28 protein-coding genes are annotated in these 23746 nt (G+C 60.6%); all 28 read right to left on the minus strand.

Translation table 11 applies throughout. The features are described from left to right. Positions 1–5 precede the first annotated feature (5 nt). On the minus strand, positions 6–272 hold the full coding sequence (gene fliQ, locus Q0025_RS06780) for a flagellar biosynthesis protein FliQ (RefSeq protein ID WP_297297314.1): 267 nt from the start codon (positions 270–272) through the stop codon (positions 6–8). 2 nt (positions 273–274) lie between these two features. Continuing rightward, positions 275–757: a flagellar hook assembly protein FlgD gene (gene flgD / locus Q0025_RS06785; protein ID WP_297297316.1), complete on the minus strand. Its 483-nt coding sequence runs from the start codon at positions 755–757 to the stop codon at positions 275–277. 11 nt (positions 758–768) lie between these two features. Then, positions 769–1179: a flagellar biosynthesis repressor FlbT gene (gene flbT, locus Q0025_RS06790; protein WP_297297318.1), complete on the minus strand. Its 411-nt coding sequence runs from the start codon at positions 1177–1179 to the stop codon at positions 769–771. Between the two features lie 6 nt (positions 1180–1185). Beyond that, positions 1186–1533: a flagellar biosynthesis regulator FlaF gene (gene flaF, locus Q0025_RS06795; protein ID WP_297297321.1), complete on the minus strand. Its 348-nt coding sequence runs from the start codon at positions 1531–1533 to the stop codon at positions 1186–1188. Positions 1534–1565: 32 nt separating this feature from the next. After that, complete coding sequence (locus tag Q0025_RS06800) at positions 1566–2609, minus strand: flagellar hook-associated family protein (protein WP_297297323.1); 1044 nt, start codon at positions 2607–2609, stop codon at positions 1566–1568. After that, on the minus strand, positions 2606–4072 hold the full coding sequence (gene flgK / locus Q0025_RS06805; protein WP_297297325.1) for a flagellar hook-associated protein FlgK: 1467 nt from the start codon (positions 4070–4072) through the stop codon (positions 2606–2608). The genes Q0025_RS06800 and flgK overlap by 4 nt, the downstream gene beginning before the upstream one ends. A 33-nt stretch (positions 4073–4105) precedes the next feature. Further along, complete coding sequence (locus Q0025_RS06810; protein ID WP_297297327.1) at positions 4106–5362, minus strand: flagellar hook protein FlgE; 1257 nt, start codon at positions 5360–5362, stop codon at positions 4106–4108. Positions 5363–5569: 207 nt separating this feature from the next. Further along, a complete protein-coding gene (locus Q0025_RS06815; RefSeq protein ID WP_297297328.1) occupies positions 5570–6244 on the minus strand; it encodes a response regulator transcription factor in 675 nt (224 codons plus the stop codon). Between the two features lie 181 nt (positions 6245–6425). Then, entirely contained in the window at positions 6426–6962 is a 537-nt protein-coding gene (locus tag Q0025_RS06820) for a transglycosylase SLT domain-containing protein (RefSeq protein WP_297297394.1), read from the minus strand. Beyond that, complete coding sequence (locus tag Q0025_RS06825; RefSeq protein ID WP_297297330.1) at positions 6937–8475, minus strand: flagellar hook-length control protein FliK; 1539 nt, start codon at positions 8473–8475, stop codon at positions 6937–6939. The genes Q0025_RS06820 and Q0025_RS06825 overlap by 26 nt, the downstream gene beginning before the upstream one ends. After that, the gene (locus Q0025_RS06830; RefSeq protein WP_297297332.1) at positions 8472–9656 is read right to left on the minus strand and encodes a chemotaxis protein MotC; all 1185 of its coding nucleotides are present in this window, start codon (positions 9654–9656) and stop codon (positions 8472–8474) included. The genes Q0025_RS06825 and Q0025_RS06830 overlap by 4 nt, the downstream gene beginning before the upstream one ends. Continuing rightward, complete coding sequence (locus Q0025_RS06835; RefSeq protein ID WP_297297334.1) at positions 9653–10921, minus strand: MotB family protein; 1269 nt, start codon at positions 10919–10921, stop codon at positions 9653–9655. Before Q0025_RS06835 ends, Q0025_RS06830 begins: the two co-directional genes overlap by 4 nt. A 3-nt stretch (positions 10922–10924) precedes the next feature. Further along, positions 10925–11551: a hypothetical protein gene (locus tag Q0025_RS06840; protein ID WP_297297336.1), complete on the minus strand. Its 627-nt coding sequence runs from the start codon at positions 11549–11551 to the stop codon at positions 10925–10927. Then, on the minus strand, positions 11548–13206 hold the full coding sequence (gene fliF / locus Q0025_RS06845) for a flagellar basal-body MS-ring/collar protein FliF (RefSeq protein ID WP_297297338.1): 1659 nt from the start codon (positions 13204–13206) through the stop codon (positions 11548–11550). The genes Q0025_RS06840 and fliF overlap by 4 nt, the downstream gene beginning before the upstream one ends. Before the next feature lie 127 nt (positions 13207–13333). Continuing rightward, complete coding sequence (locus tag Q0025_RS06850) at positions 13334–14239, minus strand: flagellin (RefSeq protein WP_297297340.1); 906 nt, start codon at positions 14237–14239, stop codon at positions 13334–13336. A 162-nt stretch (positions 14240–14401) separates the two neighbouring features. Next, on the minus strand, positions 14402–15208 hold the full coding sequence (locus Q0025_RS06855; RefSeq protein ID WP_297297342.1) for a glycosyltransferase family 2 protein: 807 nt from the start codon (positions 15206–15208) through the stop codon (positions 14402–14404). Next, on the minus strand, positions 15192–16907 hold the full coding sequence (locus Q0025_RS06860; RefSeq protein WP_297297343.1) for a hypothetical protein: 1716 nt from the start codon (positions 16905–16907) through the stop codon (positions 15192–15194). The genes Q0025_RS06855 and Q0025_RS06860 overlap by 17 nt, the downstream gene beginning before the upstream one ends. 32 nt (positions 16908–16939) lie before the next feature. Continuing rightward, a complete protein-coding gene (gene fliP, locus Q0025_RS06865) occupies positions 16940–17692 on the minus strand; it encodes a flagellar type III secretion system pore protein FliP (protein WP_297297345.1) in 753 nt (250 codons plus the stop codon). Beyond that, the gene (locus Q0025_RS06870; protein ID WP_297297347.1) at positions 17689–18183 is read right to left on the minus strand and encodes a flagellar basal body-associated FliL family protein; all 495 of its coding nucleotides are present in this window, start codon (positions 18181–18183) and stop codon (positions 17689–17691) included. The genes fliP and Q0025_RS06870 overlap by 4 nt, the downstream gene beginning before the upstream one ends. Before the next feature lie 64 nt (positions 18184–18247). Next, positions 18248–18961, minus strand: coding sequence for a flagellar basal body L-ring protein FlgH (flgH, locus tag Q0025_RS06875; protein ID WP_297297349.1), 714 nt, complete (start codon positions 18959–18961; stop codon positions 18248–18250). After that, positions 18961–19584, minus strand: coding sequence for a MotE family protein (locus Q0025_RS06880; RefSeq protein ID WP_297297351.1), 624 nt, complete (start codon positions 19582–19584; stop codon positions 18961–18963). Before Q0025_RS06880 ends, flgH begins: the two co-directional genes overlap by 1 nt. Positions 19585–19704: 120 nt before the next feature. Then, positions 19705–20802, minus strand: a complete 1098-nt coding sequence (gene flgI, locus Q0025_RS06885; protein WP_297297353.1) for a flagellar basal body P-ring protein FlgI — start codon at positions 20800–20802, stop codon at positions 19705–19707. Further along, a complete protein-coding gene (gene flgA, locus Q0025_RS06890; RefSeq protein ID WP_297297355.1) occupies positions 20802–21290 on the minus strand; it encodes a flagellar basal body P-ring formation chaperone FlgA in 489 nt (162 codons plus the stop codon). The genes flgI and flgA overlap by 1 nt, the downstream gene beginning before the upstream one ends. A gap of 3 nt (positions 21291–21293) precedes the next feature. Beyond that, positions 21294–22088, minus strand: coding sequence for a flagellar basal-body rod protein FlgG (gene flgG / locus Q0025_RS06895; RefSeq protein WP_297297357.1), 795 nt, complete (start codon positions 22086–22088; stop codon positions 21294–21296). A 10-nt stretch (positions 22089–22098) separates the two neighbouring features. After that, the gene (locus tag Q0025_RS06900) at positions 22099–22431 is read right to left on the minus strand and encodes a flagellar hook-basal body complex protein FliE (RefSeq protein ID WP_297297359.1); all 333 of its coding nucleotides are present in this window, start codon (positions 22429–22431) and stop codon (positions 22099–22101) included. Next, a complete protein-coding gene (gene flgC, locus Q0025_RS06905) occupies positions 22431–22850 on the minus strand; it encodes a flagellar basal body rod protein FlgC (RefSeq protein WP_297297361.1) in 420 nt (139 codons plus the stop codon). The genes Q0025_RS06900 and flgC overlap by 1 nt, the downstream gene beginning before the upstream one ends. Continuing rightward, positions 22847–23230, minus strand: a complete 384-nt coding sequence (gene flgB / locus Q0025_RS06910) for a flagellar basal body rod protein FlgB (RefSeq protein WP_297297363.1) — start codon at positions 23228–23230, stop codon at positions 22847–22849. The genes flgC and flgB overlap by 4 nt, the downstream gene beginning before the upstream one ends. A gap of 74 nt (positions 23231–23304) precedes the next feature. Then, a complete protein-coding gene (locus tag Q0025_RS06915; protein WP_297297365.1) occupies positions 23305–23739 on the minus strand; it encodes a hypothetical protein in 435 nt (144 codons plus the stop codon). Between the last annotated feature and the right edge of the window lie 7 nt (positions 23740–23746).

Raw genomic sequence — 23746 nt, forward strand, 5'->3', positions numbered from 1 at the left:
AGCGCCTAATAACCCTTTTCGACCCGCGAATAGACGTGCTCCGTGAAGAGATACATCTCGCCGCCGATGAAGGATGCCGTTACCGTCAACGCTGCCAAGACGACGATGATCTTCGGCACGAAGGTCAACGTCGCCTCTTGAATTTGAGTCAGAGCCTGGAACAGCGCGATGACGATGCCGACCAGCATCGCCGCGCAGATGGACGGCCCCGCGACGACAATGACGGTCCAGATAGCCTGGCGCGAGAGCTCAAGGGCGTCGGCTTCATTCATCGTCAGTTGATCGTCAGGCCCGCCGGCAAGGTGAATGCCGTGCCGTCGCTCAATGTCGTCGTCGTCGCGGCGCTGCTGCCTGTTGTTAGATTGACGGTGTTGCCGTCGCTCAGCGTCGCGGTCGTCCCGCCGCTCGAATTCAGGTTGACGGATTCGACTGTGCCGGTCGACGATCCGTCAGGCGACGTCACCTTCTGTCCGATCATCTGCTCGGCCTGGGAAAGCGCATTCGCAGTCAGCATCGTGTCGAGCTTCGAATTGGTCTGGATCTGCTGCTCGACCTGCGAAAATGACGCGAGCTGGCTCATATATTGGGTCGGATCAGTCGGATTGGTCGGGTCTTGGTTCTGTAATTCGGCAACGAGCAATTGTAGAAATTGGTTGTAATTCACGGTCGCCGAAGCGGCTGCGTTTTGTGACTGCTGGGTATTCGAAGAATTCTGCGATGTCGCGGGCGACGTCGGCGATGTGGGATTAACAGTCATGATCGTCTCCCTTAGGCCGCCGCTCCGGCCACCGGATCTTCGTCTGGGCAAAGAACCGCGGCCTCGATCGGCAATAGCGTGCGAATGGTCTTCAACGCATCGAACTTCCGATTCTCGGAGACAAGCTGCTCGACCGTATCGAGACCGGACAAAATTTTCGGCTCGCCGAAAGTCTTACGATTATTCCTTATGGCTTGCGCGAACATTTCCGAGGCAGCCGGCGTGTCCGCCGGGTTCATCAACATGATCTGTACGATGAAATAAAGCTGCCGCAGCGGCGTCGTCACATCGCTGACGTTCATGACATGCGCTTCGAGCAGAAAGGTCGCGTCGTTGAGCAGCTCGAAGGACACTTTGCGATCGACACGCAGGACCGCGCCGTTGATGTAAAATCTTTCACCCGCGCGAAGCGAAATCCGCATCTTGCCTCACTTCAATCCGTCGCGAATGATCGTGCAAATCTCGATCAAGCCGCCGAAATTTTCGCTTTTGCCAAGCCGCATCCGGTTAATCTCGTTGGTGATCCAGATTCCGATTGAGATCAGTTCGGCGCGCAGGGCGTTGGGTAGATCATTTTCGGGCTTGGCCAAATCGTCGATGAAGAGATGCCAGAGCTTGTTGAGATAGTTCAACGCCTCCGCCGCCTCCATCGACTTGACGCCCTTCTGCTGGGCAAGTTCAAGCAACTCAATCGCACGCTGCATGGCCTGACGCTCGCGCTCGCGCGCATCCTGCGTACTGTCGTCCATTATCTCTTTATAAGAGAACTGGTACATGGTCGTTGGTCACCCCGGAAAAGACGCGCAACCTAAAGATATTTCACAAGGCTGAGCTGCGTAAGTTGCGACGTGAGACTGTAGGATGTCTCTATTTGTGTTTGCAGGTTCGTAACCTCGGTTCCGGCCTCGTAAGGGTTGACATTTTCGAGGTTGCCGATCTGCGTCGATAGTACGTTCAGCTCGATTGACATCTGATTGTTGGCCGTCGTGATGTCGCTCTGCGTCACACCAACACTGGCTTGTAAGTTTGTCAGACCCGCGATGCCGGCGTTCAAGAGATTCTCGGCATTGCTCGTGAGCGTCTGCAGTGCGGCGCTGCTCAGATTTTGCGTTCCGAGACTGGAGAGCATCGTATAGGCCTGCGTAAGATCCTGAAAGGCCGAGTTATTGGCGCTGACCGACGTCGAAACCGTCATCGACGGAGAGATTTCGCTCGTCGTCGTCGTGTTGCTCGCGGATGACCAATTCGATGACCAGTTCGCGCCCTGAAAAAGCGGCGCGAACTGCGTGGCCAGGAAGCTTTGCATCTGACTCGCGCTTATGCCGCTCACGCTGGGGGAGCTTTGCGAGAAGCCGAAATACGACGAAAATGCCGAATTGACCGCAGCCTGGTTTGCCGACCCAGACGCGTAATAATCAGTGATGGGCGCAACCGCCGTATTGGTGCCGGCGAAAAGGTAATTGCCGTTTTCGTTGGTATTGAGGCCGGAAATCAGCGATTGCAACGCGCTTTGCGCTTCCTGCTGAAGCGAACTTCCCGTCGCGTTCTGACCGGTCCCGGCAATCACACCCTTCAGCAAATTTTGCGCCGTCGTCTGCAGCCCGCTCAACACGTTTTGCGTCGAGTTTAAGCTGGTGGCGGTAAGGTTGTTGGTCGAAGTGAAAGTCTGCAGCAACGCTTCCTGATTGCGCAGATTGATGTCCTCCCCAGCCTGTGCGCCGAGAGTGAGGCCCACATCGGCATAAGTGCCGGTCGAGACCTCTTGTTGTGCCTGCGCCAGATTGCTCTGCGCGGTCAGGATCGACTGCCGCAACGCCGAGGTTATCGAATAGGACGAGATGAAGGAACTCATGCGGGGGTCGCCTGATTGATTGCGTTGGTCAAGGCGGCGAACATGTTGCTGATCGTTGTCAACAGCTTTGCCGACGCGGAATAGGAATTTTCGAGATCGAGCATCTGCGACATCTCATCGTCGAGATTGACGCCGGTCGCGTTGGACAAGGCTGTGGTTGATGTCGAGAGCAAAGTACTTTGGTAGGCACTCTCAGATTTGACATTTTGCTGCTCGGCATCGAGCCAGCTCACCGACGCCGCAGCATAGCCAGCGAGCGTGTTGCTGGTGCCTATGCCGCCGGCGGAAGAAAAACTCTGGGTGGCGGACAGGCCGGTCAAATATTTTTCGAGCTGCGTACCGAAGCTGGCTTGGTTCGACGTGTTGAAATTGAAATTGATACCGTTGCCGAGCTTCGTCGGATCACCGCCCTGGCTGGGGTTGACCGCGGCATTGACCGTGATGTTGCCGGCAAGCCCCGGGACCTGCGAAGCGGTCGGCAAGGCCGTACTGCCGGAATCGGTAAACAGGCCCGCCAACGTATTGCTTGAATTCGTCGGGTCCGTCTCGGCGAAGGCATTGATCAGCCCGTTCGCCGTCTGGTCGAGCTGCGTCTGATAAGTGACGGTCACATTATCGCGGAGCGTGGCGAGGCCGGCGAGCGCACCGGTTTGGATCGGCATGCTCGAGGAACTTCCGGTCACCGGAATGCCGTCGATATAGACGGCATTCCCCGTCGTCCCCGCCGTATAGGTCTGGGTCGGCTGGAAGGTCACACTGCTCGCGGTGCCGCCCTGAAAGAGCGCAACGCCGCTGTCGGTGTAGATCGACATGTCGCCGCTTGAATTCGTCGTCGTGGTTATGCCGACCTGCTGCGATAGCTGGGTGAGAATGGAATTGCGTGTATCCTGCAGATTGGTGACGTCGGAACCCATAGCCGTCCCGGTGACGATCTGCTGATTGACGCTCTGAAATTGCGTCAGCAGGGAATTGATTGACGCAACCGACGAAGCCATCTGCGAGTCTGCCTGCTCGCGAACCTGCTGCACGGTGTTCGTCGCGTTATTGAGCGTGCTCGCCAAATTTTGCGCGGCAGTGACCGCCGCCTCGGCCAGCGAGCTGCTCGAGGGCGATGCCTGATATTGCTGGATCGCGTTTGTAAGATCGCTCAGCTTCTCGGCCGGCGAGGTATCGGAGCCCGGCTGACCGACGATATTTAAGAGCGAGATCAAACCGTTCGAAATCGCCGCCTGGGTCGCAGAGGCCGACGTAGCACCCAATACATTGCCAAAGAGCGCCTGGTTTTGCGCGTTGGTCACCGAAACGACTTCGGAGCCGCCGTCGAACGTCGTTATGACATTGGCGACTTTTTGCGAAAACGAAGGACTGTTCACGCCGCTGATGTTGCGCGAGACGACAGCCGACTCCGCCGATACCGTCGACAGAGCAGACTGGGCGATATTCGTGGCTGACGTCAGATTCATGGCACGAACTCAAAAGCAATGAGGGAGACGGCTTTACTTCAGCAGATTGACCAATTGACTCAGCATGTCGGAGCCGACCTGGAAGGCCTTTGAATTGGCCTGGTAGCTATTCTGCGTGACGACCATATTGGTGAGCTGGGTCGCCAGATCGACAGTCGAGGATTCCAGCTGCGATCCGTTGATCGTCCCGAAGCCTTGCGAATTGGCCGCACCGAGCTGGATATTGCCGGAAGCGGAATTGGGCGAAAAGACATCGCCGGCCATCGACGTCATGCTATTCACGCTCGGCACGGTACCCAGCGGAATTTGATAGATCGGCGTCGTCACCCCGTTGGAGAAGGTCTCGGACAGAACACCGCTCTGGGAGACGGACACGCTTTCGTAAGTCCCGGGCGCATTGCCGTTGGCGGCGCCTTGCACCGACGTCGCGGAAGAAACCTGGGTGAGACTGGAGAGGCTAAAGTTTACAGTTTGCGTCCCGCTCACCGCAACGGATACGGAGCCGCTTGCAGGCGTCGTCAAAGCGCCGGTCGTCGCGTTGAAGTTGAGCGTCGTCGTGGACAGCGGACCCGCACTATAAGGGAACCCCCCTCCCGAAGCCGCATCGGCCGCGTTGTAGACGTCCATTTCCCACGTATTGGCACCCGTCTTCGTCGCGTAGACGTTGAGCGTCACCGGATTACCGAGACTGTCGTAGGCGGTCACCGGCGTCATGCTGGTGTATGTCGAGCTCGTGCTGTTTGCCGCCGGGAGCGTCCCCGTATCGACGGAAGCCGACGAATCGAGATTTCCCTTTAAGGTCGCCGTCGTCGACGCCACCGGAGGGGAGAGGGCAGACGTCGAAATCTGAACCGGCACCAATTGATTGAGCGAATAGCTCGGCGGCTGCGATGAACTCGAATTGATCGGATACCCCATCAGCGTAAAACCGGACGCGTTGACGAGATCGCCCTGCGCGTTCGGCGCGAACGATCCGGCGCGCGTCAGGAACGTCTGCCCGCTCGCGTTCTGGACGACGAAGAAACCATTGCCTTCGATCGCCATATTCGTCGAGTTCGTTGTCGAGGTCGGATCGCCCTGCTGGGAGATATTGTAATTGACGACGGTCGCGACGCCACCGGCGTTATATTCGCTCGGGCTGAATTCGTTGAGCATGTCTTCGAATTGCGTTCCGGCTTGCTTGTAGCCGACCGTATTCGCGTTCGCGATATTATCGGAGATCGTCGACAGCGAATTCGCTTGCGCATTCATCCCCGACACGCTCGCCATCAATGAACTAAAAAGGCTCATCCGCCGATTCTCCTGCTCTGCTGAGCGGATTAAACGGCGAGCAACTTGTGTGGAGCTTGCGCTAGAGGCACAGCAGCGTAGTTCTACGGCTTGTGAAAAACATGACGCAAAAAAGAGACGCGCCGGGAGCGGTCAAACGCCCGGCGCGCACTTCGCGTTAACGAAAAAACACCTCAGATGACGATACCGGAATGCGGCATGGCGCAATTATTGGACGTCGGCGAGACGATAACCAAGATAGCGCACCGAATTGATCGGATCATAGCCGAGATGGCGACGCAGCTTCTTGCGCAATTTGCTGATGTGGCTCTCGACCACGTTCTCCTCGACATTGTCGTCGAAGATGCCGTAGATCGAATTGAAGATTTGCGCCTTGCTGACGCGTCGGCCGCGATTGGCAACCAGATATTCCAGGATGCGCCGCTCACGCCGCGGCAAAGGCAGGACATTGCCCTTGATCTCGGGGTCGCGGCCATCGAAGAAGACACGCATTTCACCGACGATCGCATGGTCTTGCTCGATTTCGAGCCGCCGCCGGATCGCGCCGACGCGGGCCAAGATCTCGCGAACATGAATCGGCTTGCGCACGACATCATCGACGCCAGCCGCGAAAAGACTGAGCGTTTGCTCAAGCGACGGCGCCTCGTTCATGGCGATGACCGGCGCACGCGAACGCTCGCGGATCATCTTCGGCAAAATTTCGCGGTCACGACAATCGCCCAACAGAAAAGCCTCGACCGCATAAAGATCTGCATCCGCGACCGTCTTGACCCATTCGCGAAATTCGTCGGTGCAGAACCTGGCTGCGGACACGCCTTCACTCCCAAAGCGACAAGCGTAACCAGCGGTGACCATGTCCCGCTCATCCACAATCACCAGCACGGAATCGCCCCCCGAATCAGTTGTTTAGCCCGACTCAAGTGTTAGCGAAGTCTAAGCTTCCGTCAAACGCTACTGTCGCGTTTTGGGACTTTCAGCGATGCATGAATCTTTTTCGACACGCATGTGATTGAAAAGACTCAAATCACGCATCAATCGACCGAGCCGCGCGGCGGACGAAGCATCAATGACAGAAGGCGCGCGCGGATTCGGTCCATGCGCCGAAACCGCTGGCGACCATATTGGCGATGACCTCGCAGACATATTGCTTCTGCGCCGGGTCATTATCGGGACCGGCATGATAACGCGCCGCCGCGAGAGTCCAGCTTCCCTCCTGCTGTTTCAGGTCGCGCAGATAGCGGGCCGCATAATCAACGTTGGCGTGCGGATCGAACATCTCTGCAACCGAGCGGAAATGGCTGCCGTGATAATAATGATTGATCTGCATGCAGCCGATGTCGATGAGCTTGGCGCCGCGGCGCTCGGCATCGTCAAAGCGCTGCATTGCTTCCGCAAGCGTGTCCGGAAAGAAGGACGGTCCCTCGATATTGAGCGCAAAGGGACTGAGCGTTCCGCGCCGCCCGGTTTCCGTCAGCCCGACGGCATAAAGCACGCCGAGCGGCACATCATATTTGGCCGCGGCGCGCGTCATTTCCCGTTCGCAAACGAGAGCCTGCGGCGCGGCGGCTGCGCCATTATATATAAAGACCAGAACCAGCAGTGCGCTGAGCCGCGGGCCGAGGCGATTCCTGAATCTCATAGGCGCTTTGCCGCTGGTTTTGGCGAGAAGAATCATGGGCGCCGCCGCCTTGTGTCTGTGAGCCACCATTGGCTTGCGCCTCGCCGCTCAGAAATTGACCGGACGAACCCTGCTGCGTTCCCTGGCCGGCAGAATCCATGGCCGCATGGTTCGCCGGCGCAAGGCCGATCGCCACGCCGGAGACGGTATAGCCGGCGCCGCTCAACCCTTGCGTGAGCGACTGCTTGTCCTTCTCAAGAAGATCGACGGTCGCTGATTGGCTCGCTCGGACGTCCACCGCAAGGCCATCGGCGGACAAATTGAGCTTGATGCTCACGGCGCCAAGGGTGGGCGGTTCGAGCTGTAGATCGAGCGTCTTGATCGAAGGCGCCGCGGGCTGCGCCGCCGCGAGCAGGGAATTGAGGCTGGCCGAGGAGGCAGAGCTCACCGGCGCTGCGGCCCCCGCGTCTTGGCTCGTGCCTGCCGCGCCGGTGAGCATCATCGTCGTGGCGCCGACGATCTGCTGCGCCGGCGACAGAGACGCCACCGGCGCGAAATGCGTCGCCTGTGTGACGATATCGACCTTGAGAGGCGCAGCTTTGTCGTCGCCCGCGTCCTCCGCGGCATCCTGGCCTCGCGTCGAAATATTGTGTGTGAGACCAGCATCGCTCGACAGGATCGTGCTGCGTGACGGCTGTGCCGGCGATTGCGCGCCCGGCGCCGCCGGCACGTTGGCGAGCGGAGCGGCGATGGCTGGCACGATCAAGCCAGTCGCAGAGATCGCATTCGCCGCCGCCGGCGGTGAGTGCGAGCCGCCATCGTCCTTGTGCCGCGGCGCAGAGGCTGGCGACTGGGAATGCGTATGGGCCGGCTTCTTGCCGATCCCCGATGCGTCGGCGGCAGCCTCCGGTTGCTCGGCCGCGAGATCGACCGCAGCCTCCATATCGGGGGGAATAGACAGCGGCGTCGCTGTGGCAGCGAGCTTTGCATTGGACGCTGGATCGGCGATTTTCGCCGCGGGCGTTTGCGTCTTGATTGCGCCGCCGGTTTGGCCCGCGGATACATGTGCGGTTGCCGGCAACGGCGCACTTTCAACCAAGGGTGTCGAAGCAGCGCCGCTCCCTTTCGCCGTGGCCTTCCCATCGGGGGAATCGGATTGCGACGGAATCTGCAATTGCAGATTTGTCGCCAGCCGCAGGCTTTGGTGCATCGATTGCGCGGGCGTCAATTCGTTGCCCGGCGTCCCTGCGACCGCTGGACTGGGCTCGTCTGGCAAGCCACCGCCAAATCCTTTGAAAAGCGTGCCCGTCGGCGTGCCCTTGGCGGACGGTGCTGCCGCCTCTTCCTGCGGCTGAGACAATCCTGCGAGCAGCGTGGTGAAGGAGTCCGGCCGGCCGTCATGCAGGGCCGCAGAATTTTCGCCGCCGGATTTCGAATCTGAGGCCGGCGAATTCGACGTCGGCAATGCGTTTGTCAGTCCGCTGATGTTGTTCATGGCTGGGGCGCTCCCGAACCGTCGCTTTCAGCGAGCGCCTTTTGAGCAGCCTCAATCGTCGCCGTCGTACTGGCCATGACCGATTGGAGCTGTTGCGGCACGGATTGGTCCGCGAGACTCGCCGCGGGCGTGTTCGCCTCGATTTGCGGCCATGCGTGAATTTGCTGCGAGACCGACAGCGCCGCATCTTTCAGCGTCGATTCTTCCCGCGAAAGACGGCCGGTATTCAAGGAATCGAGCGTGCCCTCGCCGCTTTCATAGGCGGGCGTAAAAACCTCTGCAGCCCCGTCATAGAGTTTGGCCCGGTTGATCTCGGTCGAATCCGGCGCCGCCAGAGCTTCCGCCTTGGCCGCGGCGAATTCCGCCGCCGGAATCTTGCCCATCAGAATCGAGCCGCGCGCGATCATCAGATAGATTTTCAGCTGATCGCTGGGCTTGAGCGCACTCAAGGCATCGTCGATCTCCTGCAACTCTGTCGAATCGCCGGCAATGTTCAGCCGCGCAACCGCATCGGCGAAATGCTCGCGGAAATTGTCGGCGTAAGTCGAATTATGGAATCGCCGGATATAGTCGCCGGACAGGCTGATGAAACGATCGAAGTCGCCGGTCGCGTTGATGAGGAAAATCTCGCGCCGCAAGGCGGCCTCCTCCACCAGGGTCCCCGGCGCGAGGACGCGGGCGACGTCAAGCAGCGCGACGGCCTTCTCCGGATTCTTGTCCGCGACCAGTGCGGCCTGAGCCAAAGCGATGTGGCCGCCGACGATCGGCTCCAACGTCCGCGGATCGACATTGGCGAGCAAGCTTCTCGCCCGCGCCGCCTTGCCTTCCGAATAGGCCAACGCGGCCTCGACGAGCGGTCTCTCCTGCGGCGGACACTTGCCGCTCGCAAGCACGGCCTCTGCGACCCGCGGCGCGCCGCCGCTCAGAACGTAGGTGACGACGGCACGGACATTGCGCGGCTCGCGCCATACCGACGGATCATAAGAAAGAAGACGTGAGGCGAGATCGGTGGCAAGTGCGGAAACCGCGGCTCGCGCCGAACGATTGCCCAGCACGATCTGATCCTGCAACGCATGCAGCGAACGCACGAGCTGGTAGGGCGGCTTCGATGGCGCCGCGCCGGCAAGACCCGCAGCAAAGAGGCAGGCCAGCAAAGCGATAGCGAAGGCGCCGCGTCTCATGATTTTTTTGCTTTCAGGAAAATTTCGATTCGCCGATTCTCCGCGGCGAGCGGCTTACCCGGGATTTTCGGTCGCCGGTCGGCATAGCCCTCAATGCGGACGATGCGCTTCTCGTCGACCCCGCCACGCACCAGCATGTAATAGGCCATCTGAGCGCGCGCCGAAGAAAGCCGCCAATTGTCATAGAGCGCCGATCGATAAGGCCGCCCATCGGTAAAGCCGCCAATGATAATGTCGCCCTTCACGGTCTTGAGTACGCGCGCGATTTTGTCCATCACATGCACCGTCTTCGCCTGCGGCTCGGCCGAACCGATGGCGAACATGGCGAAATCGCTCCGGTCCGTGAGGCTGATCAGGATGCCTTCGTCGGTCGCCTTTACTTCGATCGCCGGCCTCGCGCTGTCTTTGCCGGCCGGTCCGATGAGCTTGGTGATTTGCTCCTGCAGATCGACCGCCAGCGCTTGGGCATTGTTCAATGATTGGGCCTTGGCGACCTCGGCCTTGCGAGGCACGGCGGCCGGCGTAGACGCAGCCGGCGGCGGCATCTCCGATGCGGCCGGCGGCGCGCTTGGTGTCATCTTGGCAGGCGGCGGATTGCCGGGCGGCGGCGAAGCGGCGGCAACAGGACGAGCGGCGGGCGGCGGATTGCCGGGCGAGGCCGCAGCGGGGGATTTATCGGTCGCAGCCGCCGCCTTGAACGGATCGCTGTAAGTGTCGCCTCCCGCGCCGTTGGCGTCATTATCCGGCTGATCAAGGTCGTCGCTGGCAGAGGCCTCACCGCTCGAACCCGATGCGGCGATCTCGGCCAGCACGGCGTAGGGATCACGAAACAAAGCCTGCTCGGAATGGGTCGGCGGCGGTTCGGCGGTCCGCGGCTCCCCGGCTTCGTTCTGCTTTACGTCGCGCGGACCCGCCGCGCCCAGGCCGGAGCCCATGCTGCTGCCGTTTTTCTTCGCCGCGCCCACAACCGTTTTCGGAAAGGCCGCGCCATTGGCCGCCCCGTCCATCTCCGGCCCGTCATTCGGATCGTGAATGCCGCGCTTCAGAGTCGACATGTCGACGAGATCGACGGGATTGAAGTAGCGCGCCAGCGACGCCTTGGTTTTCTGATTCGTTGCGTTGATGAGCCAGAGCACGAGAAACAGCGCCATCATCGCGGTCATGAAATCCGCGAACGCGATCTTCCAGGCGCCGCCGTGCGGCTCGTGCGACCCGCCGCGCGTGCGCTTGATGATCAGGAGTTCCTGTTTCTCTCCCTCCGCCATGCTCTATGCCTCCGCACCGATAAGCTCTGTCCAAGCTTTGAGGCGCGTATCGATTGACGTCTGCTCGGCGACGACGCTGACATCGACACTATCGCGGACAAGATAGTCGAAGGCCGCAGGAGCGCCTTCGAGCGCATGGCGCAAAACCTCGATAAGATCGGCAGGGCCCGCGATTTGGATCGCGATCATGTCGGCGCTGCCGACGATTGTCCGGATGTTCTCGACCAACTTTTCGATCATCTGCCGGCGCAAGGCGGCGACGATAAACGGCCGCAGAACCCGCGCCAGTGAATCGGCAAGCCTCTCCTCGATCGCGCACATCGCCGCACCAAGCTGTTCCTGCAGGCGCGCGCCCTCCTCCCGCGCCCAGCCCTCGCGTGCCGCGTTCAGCTCGGCATCGAAACGCTCCTGCGCGCGCGCCAATTCCGCCTCATGCTCTGCCCTTGCCTCCTCGCGCCCGGCGGCCCTGCCCTCGTCACGCGCTGCATCGATGGCAATTTGCGGATCTTCTTCTGGCTCCTCCGGCCATAGCGGCGCGAGGTCCGGCTCAGGCGGCACGACCAACACCGGCGGCTCGTCGCTCTCTAAGCCAATCTGGACGAGGTAATCGGCGACCGGTCGCAGCATCATGCCGCGCTCCGCTGGCGCATCCAGAGTTTGAGGATATTGACGGCCTGCTGTTCGTCGAATTCGACGATCTGCTCAAGCCGCTTCACCGGCGCGCGCTTGGAACTGTCGGCGAGATCCTCAATCAAATTGGGTTCGCCCGTGAAAGTGGGAAACGCCGCCATCGGCATGGCGTCGGGCATTGGCAGAACCGGCTCCGGCAGCATCACGCTGTCGGCACCGAGATAGCCGGCGGCCGCGGATGCGCCGATTGCCGGCGAACCAGCCAAGGCCCGAATCGCCGGCCTGACTCCGAACCAAAGCATCAGCAGCGCGACGACGAGGATCACGCCGCCGTTGATGGCCGTCCCGGTCTGCCGCAACAGGATTTCCTGCCAGGTCGGCGGCGGCACCGGCGTGAGATCGCGACCAGATTCGACGAAATCGACGGCCGAAATCTTGATCATATCGCCGCGCGCCGTGTTCGTGCCGGCGGCCGATGCGACGATCTGGTTAAGATCGGCGAGCTCTTTGTCGATCGCCTCGGGCGTGGCCTTGCCGCCGAGCGCGGCGACGAGGCTCGCGCGATTGACGAGGACAGCGACCGAAATATGCTCGACTTCGAAGCCGCCGCTGATCGTCTGGATGGTCTTCGACGAGACTTCGTAGTTCGTCGTCTCTTCGCGTTTCTGATTCTCTTCGTTCGACTGTTTGCCATTGTCCGACTGCGTTCCGCTCGGCGGCAAATTCTGCGTGACGCTGGTCGGCGGTTGATTGGTCGAATTCTGCGACGTCTCGTTCGATCTCACGACACGAACCGAGCGCTCGACGCGCGAATCGGGATCGAAAACAGTCTCGTTTGTCTGTTTTCTGTCGGTATTGATTCGCGTCGCGACGCTGATCTGAAAATTATTGAAGCCGAAGAAAGGAGTTAAAGTACGACTGATATTGTCTTGAATTTCCTTCGAAAACGTCTTTTCGAGCGAGAGCATCTGGCCGGGTTCGCTGTCGCCGGAATCCTCGCCCGAGGCGAGCAGCAGGCCGTCGGTATCGAGCACCGTTACCTCCTCGGGCTTCATGCCCGGAACGGCCGCGGCGACAAGATGACGAATAGCCTTAGCGACCGAGACATCGTCCGGCACTTCGGTCCGCACGACGACCGAGGCAGACGGTGGCTGGCTTTCCCGGCGAAACGATCCATCGTCAGGTAACACCAAGTGAACCCGCGCGGCTTTCACCGCGCTCATCAATTGGATCGTCCGCGCCAATTCGCCTTCCAATGCGCGGACGCGCGTGACCTGCTGCATGAACGAAGTGAGGCCGAGGGAGCCGAGCTTGTCGAAGAGTTCGTTACCGGCGTTCGGGCTGTTCGGCAGCCCCTTCTCGGCGAGCAACATGCGCGCCTGCGCCGTCTGTCCATAATGGACATAGACCGCCGTGCTGTCGGCGCTGACATCGAAATCGATATTGGCTTCCTTGAGCGCCGAAGCGATGCGGCTTACGTCCTCGCGGTCGAGGCCGCCGTAAAGAAGCTCCTGCGTCGGCCGGCTGAGATAATAGCCGGCAAGACCCGTGACGAGAAAGACCGCAAGGCCCGTCATGCCAAGGCCGATGAGCCTTCGCGTGCCGAGCTTGAGTAGATTATCCCAGACGCGCTTCGCTTGTTCGAGCGCCGCCATTCCCCGCCTCCGCTCTCGCTTTGCAGCAATGTGCGGCGACAAGCTTGCGCGGAGATTGCCCGCAATAAAAACGGCCGCACCTGCAACAGGCGCGGCCGCACTCGCGAAAAAGGCTTATGCGAAGTTATTACAGGCCGAAGAGCTTCAGGATGAGCTGGGTGTTGGAGTTGGCGATCGACAACGCCTGAACACCGAGCTGCTGCTGAACTTGCAGGGCCGAAATCTTCGTCGAAGCTTGGTTCATGTCCGCATCGACGAGCGAGCCGACCGCGGACGTCAGCGAATCCGTCAGATTCGAGATGAAGTTCTGCTGCTCGGTCACGTTGTTCTGGGCCGCGCCGACGACGCTGCCTGCCGACGTGACGCTGTTCAGAACCGAGCCGATATCGGTGAGCATGTTGGCGATGGCGCCAGCGCTCGCACCCGTCACATTGAAGTTGAGGACCGACAGGCCCGAAGCCGCGCCCGACGAACCGAGAATACCCGTCGTCGCCGCGGTCGAGGCCGTATTGAACAGGGCCGTCGTCGAACCGGTGTCGATGGTGATGAATTGCGCGCCGCTGGTCGGGTTATAAGACGCGAGCAAATTCACCGTCGCGCCGGACGATGCCATGAGGAAGTTGACGCCGTTGACGTTGGTCGATTGACCAAGGCTCAGCAGCGACTGGATCTGCGAGTTGATGTCGCTCTGGGTCTTGGCAAGATCGGCCGTGTCGCCTTCGTTAACGAGGTTCGAAGCCGTCTGAAGGTCCGTCTTGATGTTGTTGACGACGGTCACCGTTTGCTGCAACGCCGTGTTCATCGTCGACAACAGGGCGGCGCTTTCCGACAACGCGCTCGAAACCGCGTTCAAGCTGTCGACCTGCGAGCTCATCGAAGTCGCAATCGACCAATAGGCGGCATTGTCCTTCGCGCCCGAAATCGCGAGACCCGTCGAGACTTGGTTTTCGTATGTATTGAGGCTCTGCTGCGTCTGATTGAGGGCGAGCAGCGCCGTCATGGCAGACGAATTTACGAGAAGATCACTTGACATGGATGTATGTCCCTAGGTTGGCCAATACTTGTGGGACATGCCGGGTTTGCGCCGGTACGGCAGGGCGGCCTGATGCCTTTGGAGAATGCGTCTCCAACCTGCCGTGCTGATGACGCTACCGGCAAAACCTTTCCCGAAACTTAAGCGCGCCGGCGCCGCCCTCTACCATGGGATGCGTCCATAGCGGCTGGCCAACTGCTGGTATTCGTCCTGGCTTTGCGCAGCGGCCACGGGATCGGTCGCAATCCGGTACATTCCAGAGCCGTGATGGACCATGCGCCGAATGAGCGGCCGCGAAGAAAGATGACGTTTGACGGTGCTGTTCGGACCGCCCTGGGTCAGGACATTGGCGATCCAGGGCCGAACCTGCGCGCAGGTCTGGAGGGTCACCGGCGCCGTCGCCTCGACGAGATGAATCCGTTTGGCCCCGCTCAATGCCAGCCGCCCAAGCCAATCATTGTCGACGTGCCAACGCAGCGATTCGTCGAACGGGCCAACCCGCCGCCACAGATCCGTCGTCATCATCCAGCCTGACGGCGTCGGAAAATCGTTGACCCTGATCGCGCGTTCCTCGGCATCGATCTCCAATTGATTCGAGGAGACGAAGTCGCAGCTCTCGAGAGCGGTCAGAGACCAGGCGAGAAAATTCGCTTCCCATTGGTCATCGTCTTCAAGCATGGCGATGAAATCATGGCCCCCGGCTGCGGCCGCATGGGCCGCGGTGTTGATTGCCGCCGACTGGCTGCGCCCGGCACTTCGCGCGAACGTAATGTCCGGCTGCAAGCCGAGCGACGGCGGAACCTGCGCGTCCGAATCAATTCCGATAAAAAAGGCAAGCCGAATATCGGCGGGGCGCGTCTGCGCGCGGGCTGCGGCGACCGCTTGCTCGACGAAAAGCACACGGTTCGTGCTTCCGGCGAGGCGCGACGGGATGACGATCGCAACCGATCGCTCAGCCGGCCTTGGCATGGTATTCCTCCGCGGGCGTCTCGGCCGAGACAGAGACGGCGCTCGCCAGCTTCACTTCCGGCAATTGCCCGACGAACGCGTCAAAGACTTCGGCGAGGCGCTGCGGCACGAAGAGAATGTCGAGATAATAGAAACGCGCCGGACCAGCGGTCCTCTCATTGGCCTTGTAGCGCGCGCCGATTCCGATCAGGTCGAGAACGACATTCCATTTTTCGGCCATCGAACCGCTGCACAGACAAAAGCCAAAATTGTCGAAGGCCGCGACGTAAGGAAAATCCTCGGCAAGCGCCAAAAGATTGCTGCTCCACGCCGAAATATCCGCGCCGTCCTCGATCTGCGCTTCGACCCATAACATCGGCTGCCAGCGTTTGAGCCACGAAAGATTCTGCCGGATCACCACATGATCGTAGCCATCGAGATCGGTCTTGACGAGATCGACGCCATCGGGCGCGAGATCCGCAAAAGTCACACGCCTTGGCTCAAGCAAGGACTGCAGATATCCATAGCGGCGCAATTCCCTGACATTGCCCGTGCCGTTCACCGCCGCGATATTGCCCCGGTCCTCCTCGGCGCCGACGAACCCCCACACGATCTCGCTGTTGCGCGCATAGGCGCCATTTCGCTCGGCGTTGAACTTCGCATACTTGTAGAATTCGAGCGAGGCATCGACCGAAATGGTCTTTGTCAGCCGCACGCCGCTCAGCCACATCAGAACGATCGTGTCGAGAATATTGGCGCCGATGTCGAGAACCGACGCATCGCCGACAATTTGATTGAAGACCGTCAGCAGCAGGGGAAGACGCCGATCGTAAAGCGGATAGGTGCTGAGATAATGATCAAGCTGGTGCGATTGCGGCGCGATCAATTCGAATTGGGCTGCGCCATTGCCGAGCCGCATGGTCTTCTGCTGGCGTCCGTTGAGACAATGCTGCCACGGCGTTTTGTTTCTCAGACGCGGAAATATATAAAGCTTTGCGCCGCGGCGCCCGATGTCGGCGTGAAAGCTGACATGTTCGCATACTTCCGAACCGTCGATATCGAGGCCGATATAAGCAGCATCGAGGATAGCGCTCAGACGATAAAGCCCCAAACCTCCGAAGGCCGACTCGACGGCGATCGGCGCGTGAGTCTCTTCGATCGGAACCTGCCGATCACAGATGAGGGACTGAAACAGATCCGGCATATGCGCCACCGGCGCACCGCGGACAGCCTTCCAGCAATCGCCGGGGCTCCAATGCTCATGCCGCAGCGCATAGATGTCATAATAGACGGGGTCTGAAACGGCGAAAATGCCGGCATGGTCGGGAGCGGCGAAAAGAAACTCCAAGGCCGCAGCGAAGCCGTCCGGAGCGATCTCCGACGCGTTGACTTCGTCGAAATCCAGCATGCAAAGAGCATCGTAATCGGCGAGCCCGCGCTCCTTCACGAAGGCCATGATGCGATTGCGCAGGAAAGCGATTCGCTCGGTCCGCAAGCGAAGCGAGGCGTCCAGCCCGTCGAAGCAAAGGATATGTGCATTGTCGCGCCCCCGGCACCAATCCGCCAGGATCGCCTTGCTGCCGTCTTGAGAATCGTTTTCGGCAAAAACGAAGGCGGCTTCGCCGGCCATTGCCGCGAAGCGCGCGCAATTTGCCAGCACCTGCGGCAGATACGGCGCGCAATCGCGCACGCATCCCGCAAAAATGATAGATCTTGCCATGCCCCCACCTTTTTATGCGATGGCTCACATCATCAGCTATACGACCGCACGAGACTGCCGATCAGCATGTTCCAGCCGTCGATGAGAACGAAAAAAAGGACCTTGATCGGCAGCGAAATAACGGATGGCGGCAGCATCATCATGCCCATCGACATGGTCAGCGTCGAGACGACGATGTCGATGACGAGGAAGGGCAAGGCGATCAAAAAGCCCATCTCGAAGCCGCGGCGCAATTCCGAAATCATGAAGGCCGGGATGAGAACGCGGATCTCGACCTCGGGAGCGGGTTGCTTCCCGGTCGGCGGCGCCAGCTTGAGATCGGGCGGCGCAAGATCCTCGAAAAGCTTCAGGTCCTTGTCGCGCACCTGCTTGAGCATGAATTGCCGGAACGGCTCGATGATTTTCGGAAAAGCGGCCTTTTCGTCGATCTTATTGTCCATGAGGGGCTGGACGCCGTCCTGCCAGGCACGGTCGAAGGTCGGCGCCATGACGTAAAAGGTCATGAACAAAGCCAGACTGATGAGCACCAGATTGGCCGGCGTGCTTTGCAATCCGAGCCCCGAGCGCACGAAGGACAGCGCGACGATGAATCGGGTGAAGCTCGTAACCATGATCAAAAGGCCGGGCGCGACCGACAAAACTGTCAGCAGCGCGACCAATTGAATGATCCGCGCCGCAGCGCTGCCGCCGCCCTGCGGGATCAAAGTATTGAGGTCCGGGGTCTGCGCGAGCGCGGCCGTTGCCGGGACGAGCAGCAGCGCCAGAGCAAGAGACAGGCGCTTCACTGCACCACCAAGGTTTGGATGATCAATTCACGGACGTGCCCCCGCGAGCGGATCACGGCGCGCTCGGTCAAGTCCTCGCGCAAATGCTGAAGGCCGCTGGCGCCGCCGATCTGCGCGAGCGTCACCGTTTTCATGAAACCGAGAATGTCGTCGGCAATTTCCGCAGCCATGACCTCCGGCTTTGTCGTCGACTTCTTGTCGATGACAATCGCCGTTTGCAGCCGCACCCAGGCATTGGACGGATCGGCGAGATTGGTAATGATCGGCGGCAAGGCGATCAGACTTGCGTCGGGCGCTGCGCGCTCTTGCGCGGCGACGAGGTTGCGCGCTTCGTTGCGCGCCGAGCTTATCATCGTAAGCCCGACCACCGCGCCGATGATAATCGCGATGACACTCATCCCCGCCATGGTCAGAAGCCAGGGAATCAGGGCCGGAAACAGTTGCGGCGGCGGCGGACTTTCCTCGCCCCCCTCTTCCGCGCCCTCGGTCACGGGCGCTGCCGCGCTCGCTTTCTTTCGAAAAAGACCGTTTATGAGGGCGGAAATCTTCATCGCATCACAGCGGCTTGAACCGGTCGTAAATCTGCTGACCTACGGCAGGCTGCTGCACTTCCATGATGCGGCCGCGGCCGCCGTAGGAAATGCGCGCCTCCGCAATCTTGTTATAGGCGATCGTATTGTCCTTCGAGATGTCGCGCGGCCGAACGATACCGGCAATATTCAGCACCCGCAATTCGTAATTGACACGCACCTCTTGCGAACCGCTGACGATCAGATTGCCGTTCGGCAGGACATCGGTGACGACCGCGCCGACCGACAATTGAATTTTCTCCGAACGATCGATCGAGCCCTGGCCCTGCTCGGTGGACGACGAGGTGAAGTCATATTGCGGATACCATTGGGTCTGGCCGCCGCTGTTTTGGACCTGATAGTTTAGTCCGCCCTTGACTTCGGAATTCTGGTCGCGGCCGCTCGAATTGCCGAAAACGGCGCTATCGTTGATCGAAATATTCACCGTAATCACGTCACCGATGCGCGAGGCACGCGGATCGCTGAAAATATCGGACCGGCTGCCGTCCCAGATCGATCCGGACGTCGAGCGGCCATTTTGCGCGAACACCGAGGTTGGCATCGGCGCTACATCCGCAGATAGCCCCGTGCCGACGGGACTCATTTGCGGCTCGCGGCCGATTTCCTTCAGATCGCCGGCGCAGCCCGTCAACAGCAGCAAGCCGGCCAAGAGAAGCATTGGTCGTAGCAATGATCGCATCAAGATCTCTTCCCGTCGCCGGTGTTGACGCCTACCATTTTATCGGTGAGCTGCGCCGCGCGGGCCGGATCCATTTGACCAAGGATCGAGCTTGCGACGCGCGTGTTCAATTTGCTCAGAAGTGCTGCGGCCATCGTGTCGTCCATCTGGGCAAGCTCGTTGGCCGCCGCCTCCGGCTCCATCTTCGTATAAATCGCGACGACGTCGGCGCTCGCTTTTTTCAAGGCCTCGTCGCGCTTGCGCAGCCATTCTTCGTATTCCGCGCGCTTGGCTTCGAGCTCGGCGATTTTCTGCTGCAGACGCGCCTCGAGCTCTTCGAGCTTTGCCGCCTGCCAGGCTATTCGCGCCGCGCCGGCCGTCGAGACATTGTTGGCGCAGAACATCCGAACTTCCGGCAAGGTGCGGAGCGCCCGCATGCGCGCCTCCGCTTTGGCGCGCGTCTCAGACGCCTGACGCTTCAACGACTGGGCATGGAGATCGACCGGCTGTTGCGCCGCCTGCTCCGGAAAATCGGCTTGCGCCGCGCCCGCCGCGCCCATGTTGTCGTCCACCGCTCGCGTCTGCGCGCGCGACCCCGCCACGGAGATGCACAAGAACAGAAGGGCAAATGAAACGTACCGCATGTTCCCATCCGCACGGTCGCCGGGCCGCACCCCTCGAGGGCACAACCGCACATGACCTGCTGCCTTTCGCGCCCGCGACACTGCAAGAAGAAGCTTGTGCCGGGCTTGTTGACGTAAGGCCTATTCGACGATGAGATCGGCCTGTAGCGCGCCCGCCGCCTTGATCGCCTGGAGAATCGCGATGATGCCGCTCGGCTTGAGGCCGATCTGGTTGAGGCCGGCGACGAGCGTGCGCAGGCTCGGGCCATGCACGATGGCAATTGTCCCGCCAGACTGATCGACGTTGACCTGCGTATTCGGCACGACGACCGTCCGGCCGTTCGAGAATGGCGCAGGCTGAGAAACCTGCGGCGTTTCCGTCACCCGCACGGTGATATTGCCGTAGGTCACCGCCACGGTGGAAATCTGCACGTCTTGACTGATGACCACAGCGCCGCTGCGCGCATCCATCACGACGCGCGCCGGCATATCCGGCTCGACTTCGAGTTCGCCGAGTTCGGCGATGAAGCGTGCTTTATTGACATTTGGCGGCGCATCGACATCGACCGAACGCTGGTCGCGCTGGCGCGCCGCGGCCATGCCGAAATGGCGCTGCGTGAAGGAATTGATCGCGTCGGTCACGCGCTCGGCGGTCGCAAAATCGGGGTTCTTAAGCTCGAATGTCAGCGCCCCAACGTCCTGCAGATCACCTGGCACTTGGCGCTCCATCAGCGCGCCATTGGCGATTCGCCCGGCGGTCGGTACGTTTTCGGTGACGCTCTCCGCCTGGCCCGCGGCCTCATAGCCGGAGACAGCGACCTGCCCCTGGGCGATGGCATAAGTCTGGCCGTCGACGCCATTGAGCGAGGTGAGGACGAGCGTACCGCCCATCAGGGAGACGGCATCGCCAAGCGACGACACCGTCACGTCGATGCGCGTGCCCGGCGTCACAAACGGCGGCACATCGGCGGTGACGAGAACCGCAGCGACGTTGCGCGTGCGCATCGAACTGCCGCGTACATTGATGCCCATCCGATCGAGCATGGACGCGAGCGCCTGCGCCGTGAACGTCGAATTGAGCAGCGTATCGCCCGTATTCTGCAGGCCGACGACAAGACCATAGCCCAAGAGCTGATTGTCGCGGACGCCCTGGAGCGAGGAAATATCCTTGATGCGCACGGCGGCATCGGCGCCGAAGCCCGCGAAACACAAAGCCAGGACGAGACAAAGACGAAACATTATCCGCCCACCCGCACCGTTCCGTCGGATTGCACAGTTCCGGAAATCGTCACCCCGCTATCGAGATTGCGGATCGAGATGACATCGCCTGCGCCGCCGGCCTGCAAGGCGGCGGCATAGGTCTCGATGATCAGCCCATCCTGCTCGAAGATGACCCTCACTTTTTGGCCATCGACAATGAGCCGCGGCTCGCCCACCGCATTGGCCGAAATCGGCAGGCCCGGCAGAAGCGTATGCCGCGCCACCTTGCCGATCAGCGCCGTCGGCGTGTCGATCGCCGCCCCCCGCATCGGACCGCCCGAACCGAAATCGTGCTCGACGATCCAGTTCGGCTTGATGACATCGCCAGGATAAATCGTCACCGACGGCACCGGCAGAACGTTGCCGGCATAGGCCGGTGCCGCGACGAGCGCCATGAACAAAACGGGCGCCGCAAGACGACGCCTGTTCTTCCTTCGCGCCGAGGCGCGTTGCGATTCAAAGCTCATGCGTCACCCCATATTTTTGGTGAGCGTCTGCTCCATCTGGTCGGCAGCCTGAACCACCTTCGAGTTCATCTCATAGGCGCGCTGGGCGGTGATGAGATTGGTGATTTCCTTTACCGGATCGACGTTCGAGGCTTCGAGAAAGCCCTGGTTGATGGCGCCGAAGCCAGGATCGCCCGGAATGCCGGCAACCGCCTGGCCGGAGGCTTCCGTCTGCTGGAAATTGTTGTTGCCGACCGGCAGAAGACCGCCCTCATTGGCAAAATTGGCGAGCGTCAACTGGCCGATCTGCTGCGGCTGCGTCTGGCCGGCGAGCGTCACGGAGACGACGCCGGTCTGGTTGATGGTGACGCTCAAGGCATTGGTCGGCACGATCATCGACGGGCTCACGACATAACCGTCCTGGGTCACGATCTGGCCGTTCTGATTGGTCGAAAAGTCGCCGGCGCGGGTATAAAGCAAGCTACCGTCCGGCGCCGTAACCTGAAACCAGCCGCGGCCGCTGATCGCAAGATCGAGCGGATTGCCGGTCGTGTTGAGCGTGCCTTGAATTTGCAGACTACGGACCGCCGCCGTCCGCACGCCAAGACCGACCATCGCGCCTTCCGGCACGGCGCTGTTCTGGCCGCGGCTCGACGCGCCGGGCAACCGCTCCGGCTGATAAATCAGATCGGTGAACTCGGCCCGCGAGCCGCGGAAGCCGGTCGTGTTGATATTGGCGATGTTATTGGCGATCACCTCGACGTTGAGGCTCTGCGCCGCCATGCCGGTCGCCGCAATGGACAGAATCGTTGATGACATATCGCGCCCCTTAAATCGCCATGCGGCTTACTTCTTGATAGGCCGAGACGACCTTGTCGCGGATTGCCACAACAGTTTGCAGCGATTGCTGCGCATCAAGCACCGACTTCGCAACGTCCTGTACCGAGGCCCTGCCCTGCAGGCCCGAGATCGCCGTCGCTTCGCCGGCTTTCAGCTTATCGACGGCATCGCCGGTGACTTGCGCCAAGACCGAGCCGAAATCCGTCGGCGCGCCGGAGGATACCGCGGGCGCTCCGGCGCCCGTGATGGCCGGCGCGATCGAGGAGAGGCTGCCGAGCGCATCGGACGCGACAGTACCGAGGAGCGTGAGAGCGGGAATCATCAGTTGTTCCTCATCAGATCAACGGTCATCGTAAAGAGCTCGCGCGCCTGTTTGACGACCTGGATATTGGCGGAATAAGAGCGATTCGCTTCGCGCATGTCGGCCATCTCGCTAATGAGATTGACATTCGGCAGCTTGACGAAACCATTCGCATCGGCAGCCGGGTTGCCCGGATCGTATTCGACACGATAGGGCGAGCGGTCATAGCCGATGGCCGCGACTTTCACGAGATCGGCGCCGCTCGCCTGATCCATCTCGTCTTCGAAGGTGACGAGCTTGCGCGTGTAAGGGTTGGCACCCGGCGTCGCAGCCGTCGATTCGGCATTGGCCAGATTTTCGGAAATAACGCGCATCCGGGTGGAATGCGCCTCGAGGCCGGAGGTCGCGGCGGCGATCGCCGCTTCGATTGGATCGATCATGGCGAGCCCTTCACGCCAACTGTAAACATCTGGGCGAACGACTTCACGATCGCCGTATTCATCGAATAATCGCGGCTGACGGCATTGGCCTTGAGCATCTCGCGTTCCATGCTCACCGAATTGCCGGACGGCACCACCTCCCAGGGCGACGCATCCTTCGTTGCGTCTTCGCTGCTGAGAGGATTAAGCGAAAAATCCCGCGGATTGGTGGAGACGAGCTGCAACTGTGTTTGCTGCAGAACATCGTCAAACGGCGCCACGTCCTTGGCGACATAGCCGGGCGTATTGGCGTTGGCGACGTTTTCCGCCACGGCCGCCTGACGCACCGCCAACCAATGCTGCTGCGACGTCGCCAGGTCGAAAAGGTAAATCGGCTCCAAGATCGCACCCGTTCTTCAATCTCAAAAAAAAGCCTAGGGCCGAAATCTTGCCCCAGGCTGGCGCGGGGCCGCGCTCAGCAGGCGCGCGCCGCCAGCTTCGCGTCGGCGATGGCCTCGACGAGGCGGAGCGTGTCGTTCGCCTCGCCTTGCGAGCCTGCGGCGAAGGTGATTTCGGAAATTTCGACGCTCGCATGCGCGGCTTGCAAGACAAGATTGAAGCGCACGGTAATGTCGCGGTGGCGGAATTCGAGATCGAGAAGGATCGACGGCGGCCGATCCCATTCAAGCTCGTAGTCCGCTGAGCATCCGTAGGACAAGGTGCCGTGCTTGAAATAAAGCTCCATCGAGGAATTGACGATATCGCGGATATTGTTGAACTGCTCGAGATGAATGAACGAAACGTAATCGGCGACATTCATCAGTCGCAGCTCCGCCGCGACATCCATAATCCCATCGGCAATCGCTTTGGCACGCAGCAAGGAATGATCGCTGGATGATCCGGCCAGCATGGCAAAT

Source organism: uncultured Methylovirgula sp. (genome assembly GCF_947646745.1).
Lineage (GTDB): Bacteria > Pseudomonadota > Alphaproteobacteria > Rhizobiales > Beijerinckiaceae > Methylovirgula.

What these genes read in the sequence shown, in the direction of transcription:
- Q0025_RS06810 (WP_297297327.1), bottom strand. Translation starts at nt 5,362, where the DNA reads ATGAGCCTTTTTAGTTCATTGATGGCGAGCGTGTCGGGGATGAATGCG.
- Q0025_RS06900 (WP_297297359.1), bottom strand. Translation starts at nt 22,431, where the DNA reads ATGATTCCCGCTCTCACGCTCCTCGGTACTGTCGCGTCCGATGCGCTC.
- flgC (WP_297297361.1), bottom strand. Translation starts at nt 22,850, where the DNA reads ATGATCGATCCAATCGAAGCGGCGATCGCCGCCGCGACCTCCGGCCTC.
- Q0025_RS06825 (WP_297297330.1), bottom strand. Translation starts at nt 8,475, where the DNA reads ATGAACAACATCAGCGGACTGACAAACGCATTGCCGACGTCGAATTCG.
- Q0025_RS06840 (WP_297297336.1), bottom strand. Translation starts at nt 11,551, where the DNA reads ATGATGCTGCGACCGGTCGCCGATTACCTCGTCCAGATTGGCTTAGAG.
- flbT (WP_297297318.1), bottom strand. Translation starts at nt 1,179, where the DNA reads ATGCGGATTTCGCTTCGCGCGGGTGAAAGATTTTACATCAACGGCGCG.
- flgI (WP_297297353.1), bottom strand. Translation starts at nt 20,802, where the DNA reads ATGTTTCGTCTTTGTCTCGTCCTGGCTTTGTGTTTCGCGGGCTTCGGC.
- fliF (WP_297297338.1), bottom strand. Translation starts at nt 13,206, where the DNA reads ATGGCGGCGCTCGAACAAGCGAAGCGCGTCTGGGATAATCTACTCAAG.
- flgH (WP_297297349.1), bottom strand. Translation starts at nt 18,961, where the DNA reads ATGCGATCATTGCTACGACCAATGCTTCTCTTGGCCGGCTTGCTGCTG.
- Q0025_RS06835 (WP_297297334.1), bottom strand. Translation starts at nt 10,921, where the DNA reads ATGGCGGAGGGAGAGAAACAGGAACTCCTGATCATCAAGCGCACGCGC.
- Q0025_RS06915 (WP_297297365.1), bottom strand. Translation starts at nt 23,739, where the DNA reads ATGCTGGCCGGATCATCCAGCGATCATTCCTTGCTGCGTGCCAAAGCG.
- flaF (WP_297297321.1), bottom strand. Translation starts at nt 1,533, where the DNA reads ATGTACCAGTTCTCTTATAAAGAGATAATGGACGACAGTACGCAGGAT.
- Q0025_RS06800 (WP_297297323.1), bottom strand. Translation starts at nt 2,609, where the DNA reads ATGAGTTCCTTCATCTCGTCCTATTCGATAACCTCGGCGTTGCGGCAG.
- Q0025_RS06850 (WP_297297340.1), bottom strand. Translation starts at nt 14,239, where the DNA reads ATGTCAAGTGATCTTCTCGTAAATTCGTCTGCCATGACGGCGCTGCTC.
- flgK (WP_297297325.1), bottom strand. Translation starts at nt 4,072, where the DNA reads ATGAATCTGACGTCAGCCACGAATATCGCCCAGTCTGCTCTGTCGACG.
- Q0025_RS06880 (WP_297297351.1), bottom strand. Translation starts at nt 19,584, where the DNA reads ATGCGGTACGTTTCATTTGCCCTTCTGTTCTTGTGCATCTCCGTGGCG.
- Q0025_RS06860 (WP_297297343.1), bottom strand. Translation starts at nt 16,907, where the DNA reads ATGGCAAGATCTATCATTTTTGCGGGATGCGTGCGCGATTGCGCGCCG.
- Q0025_RS06855 (WP_297297342.1), bottom strand. Translation starts at nt 15,208, where the DNA reads ATGCCAAGGCCGGCTGAGCGATCGGTTGCGATCGTCATCCCGTCGCGC.
- fliQ (WP_297297314.1), bottom strand. Translation starts at nt 272, where the DNA reads ATGAATGAAGCCGACGCCCTTGAGCTCTCGCGCCAGGCTATCTGGACC.
- flgD (WP_297297316.1), bottom strand. Translation starts at nt 757, where the DNA reads ATGACTGTTAATCCCACATCGCCGACGTCGCCCGCGACATCGCAGAAT.
- Q0025_RS06830 (WP_297297332.1), bottom strand. Translation starts at nt 9,656, where the DNA reads ATGAGACGCGGCGCCTTCGCTATCGCTTTGCTGGCCTGCCTCTTTGCT.
- flgG (WP_297297357.1), bottom strand. Translation starts at nt 22,088, where the DNA reads ATGTCATCAACGATTCTGTCCATTGCGGCGACCGGCATGGCGGCGCAG.
- flgA (WP_297297355.1), bottom strand. Translation starts at nt 21,290, where the DNA reads ATGAGCTTTGAATCGCAACGCGCCTCGGCGCGAAGGAAGAACAGGCGT.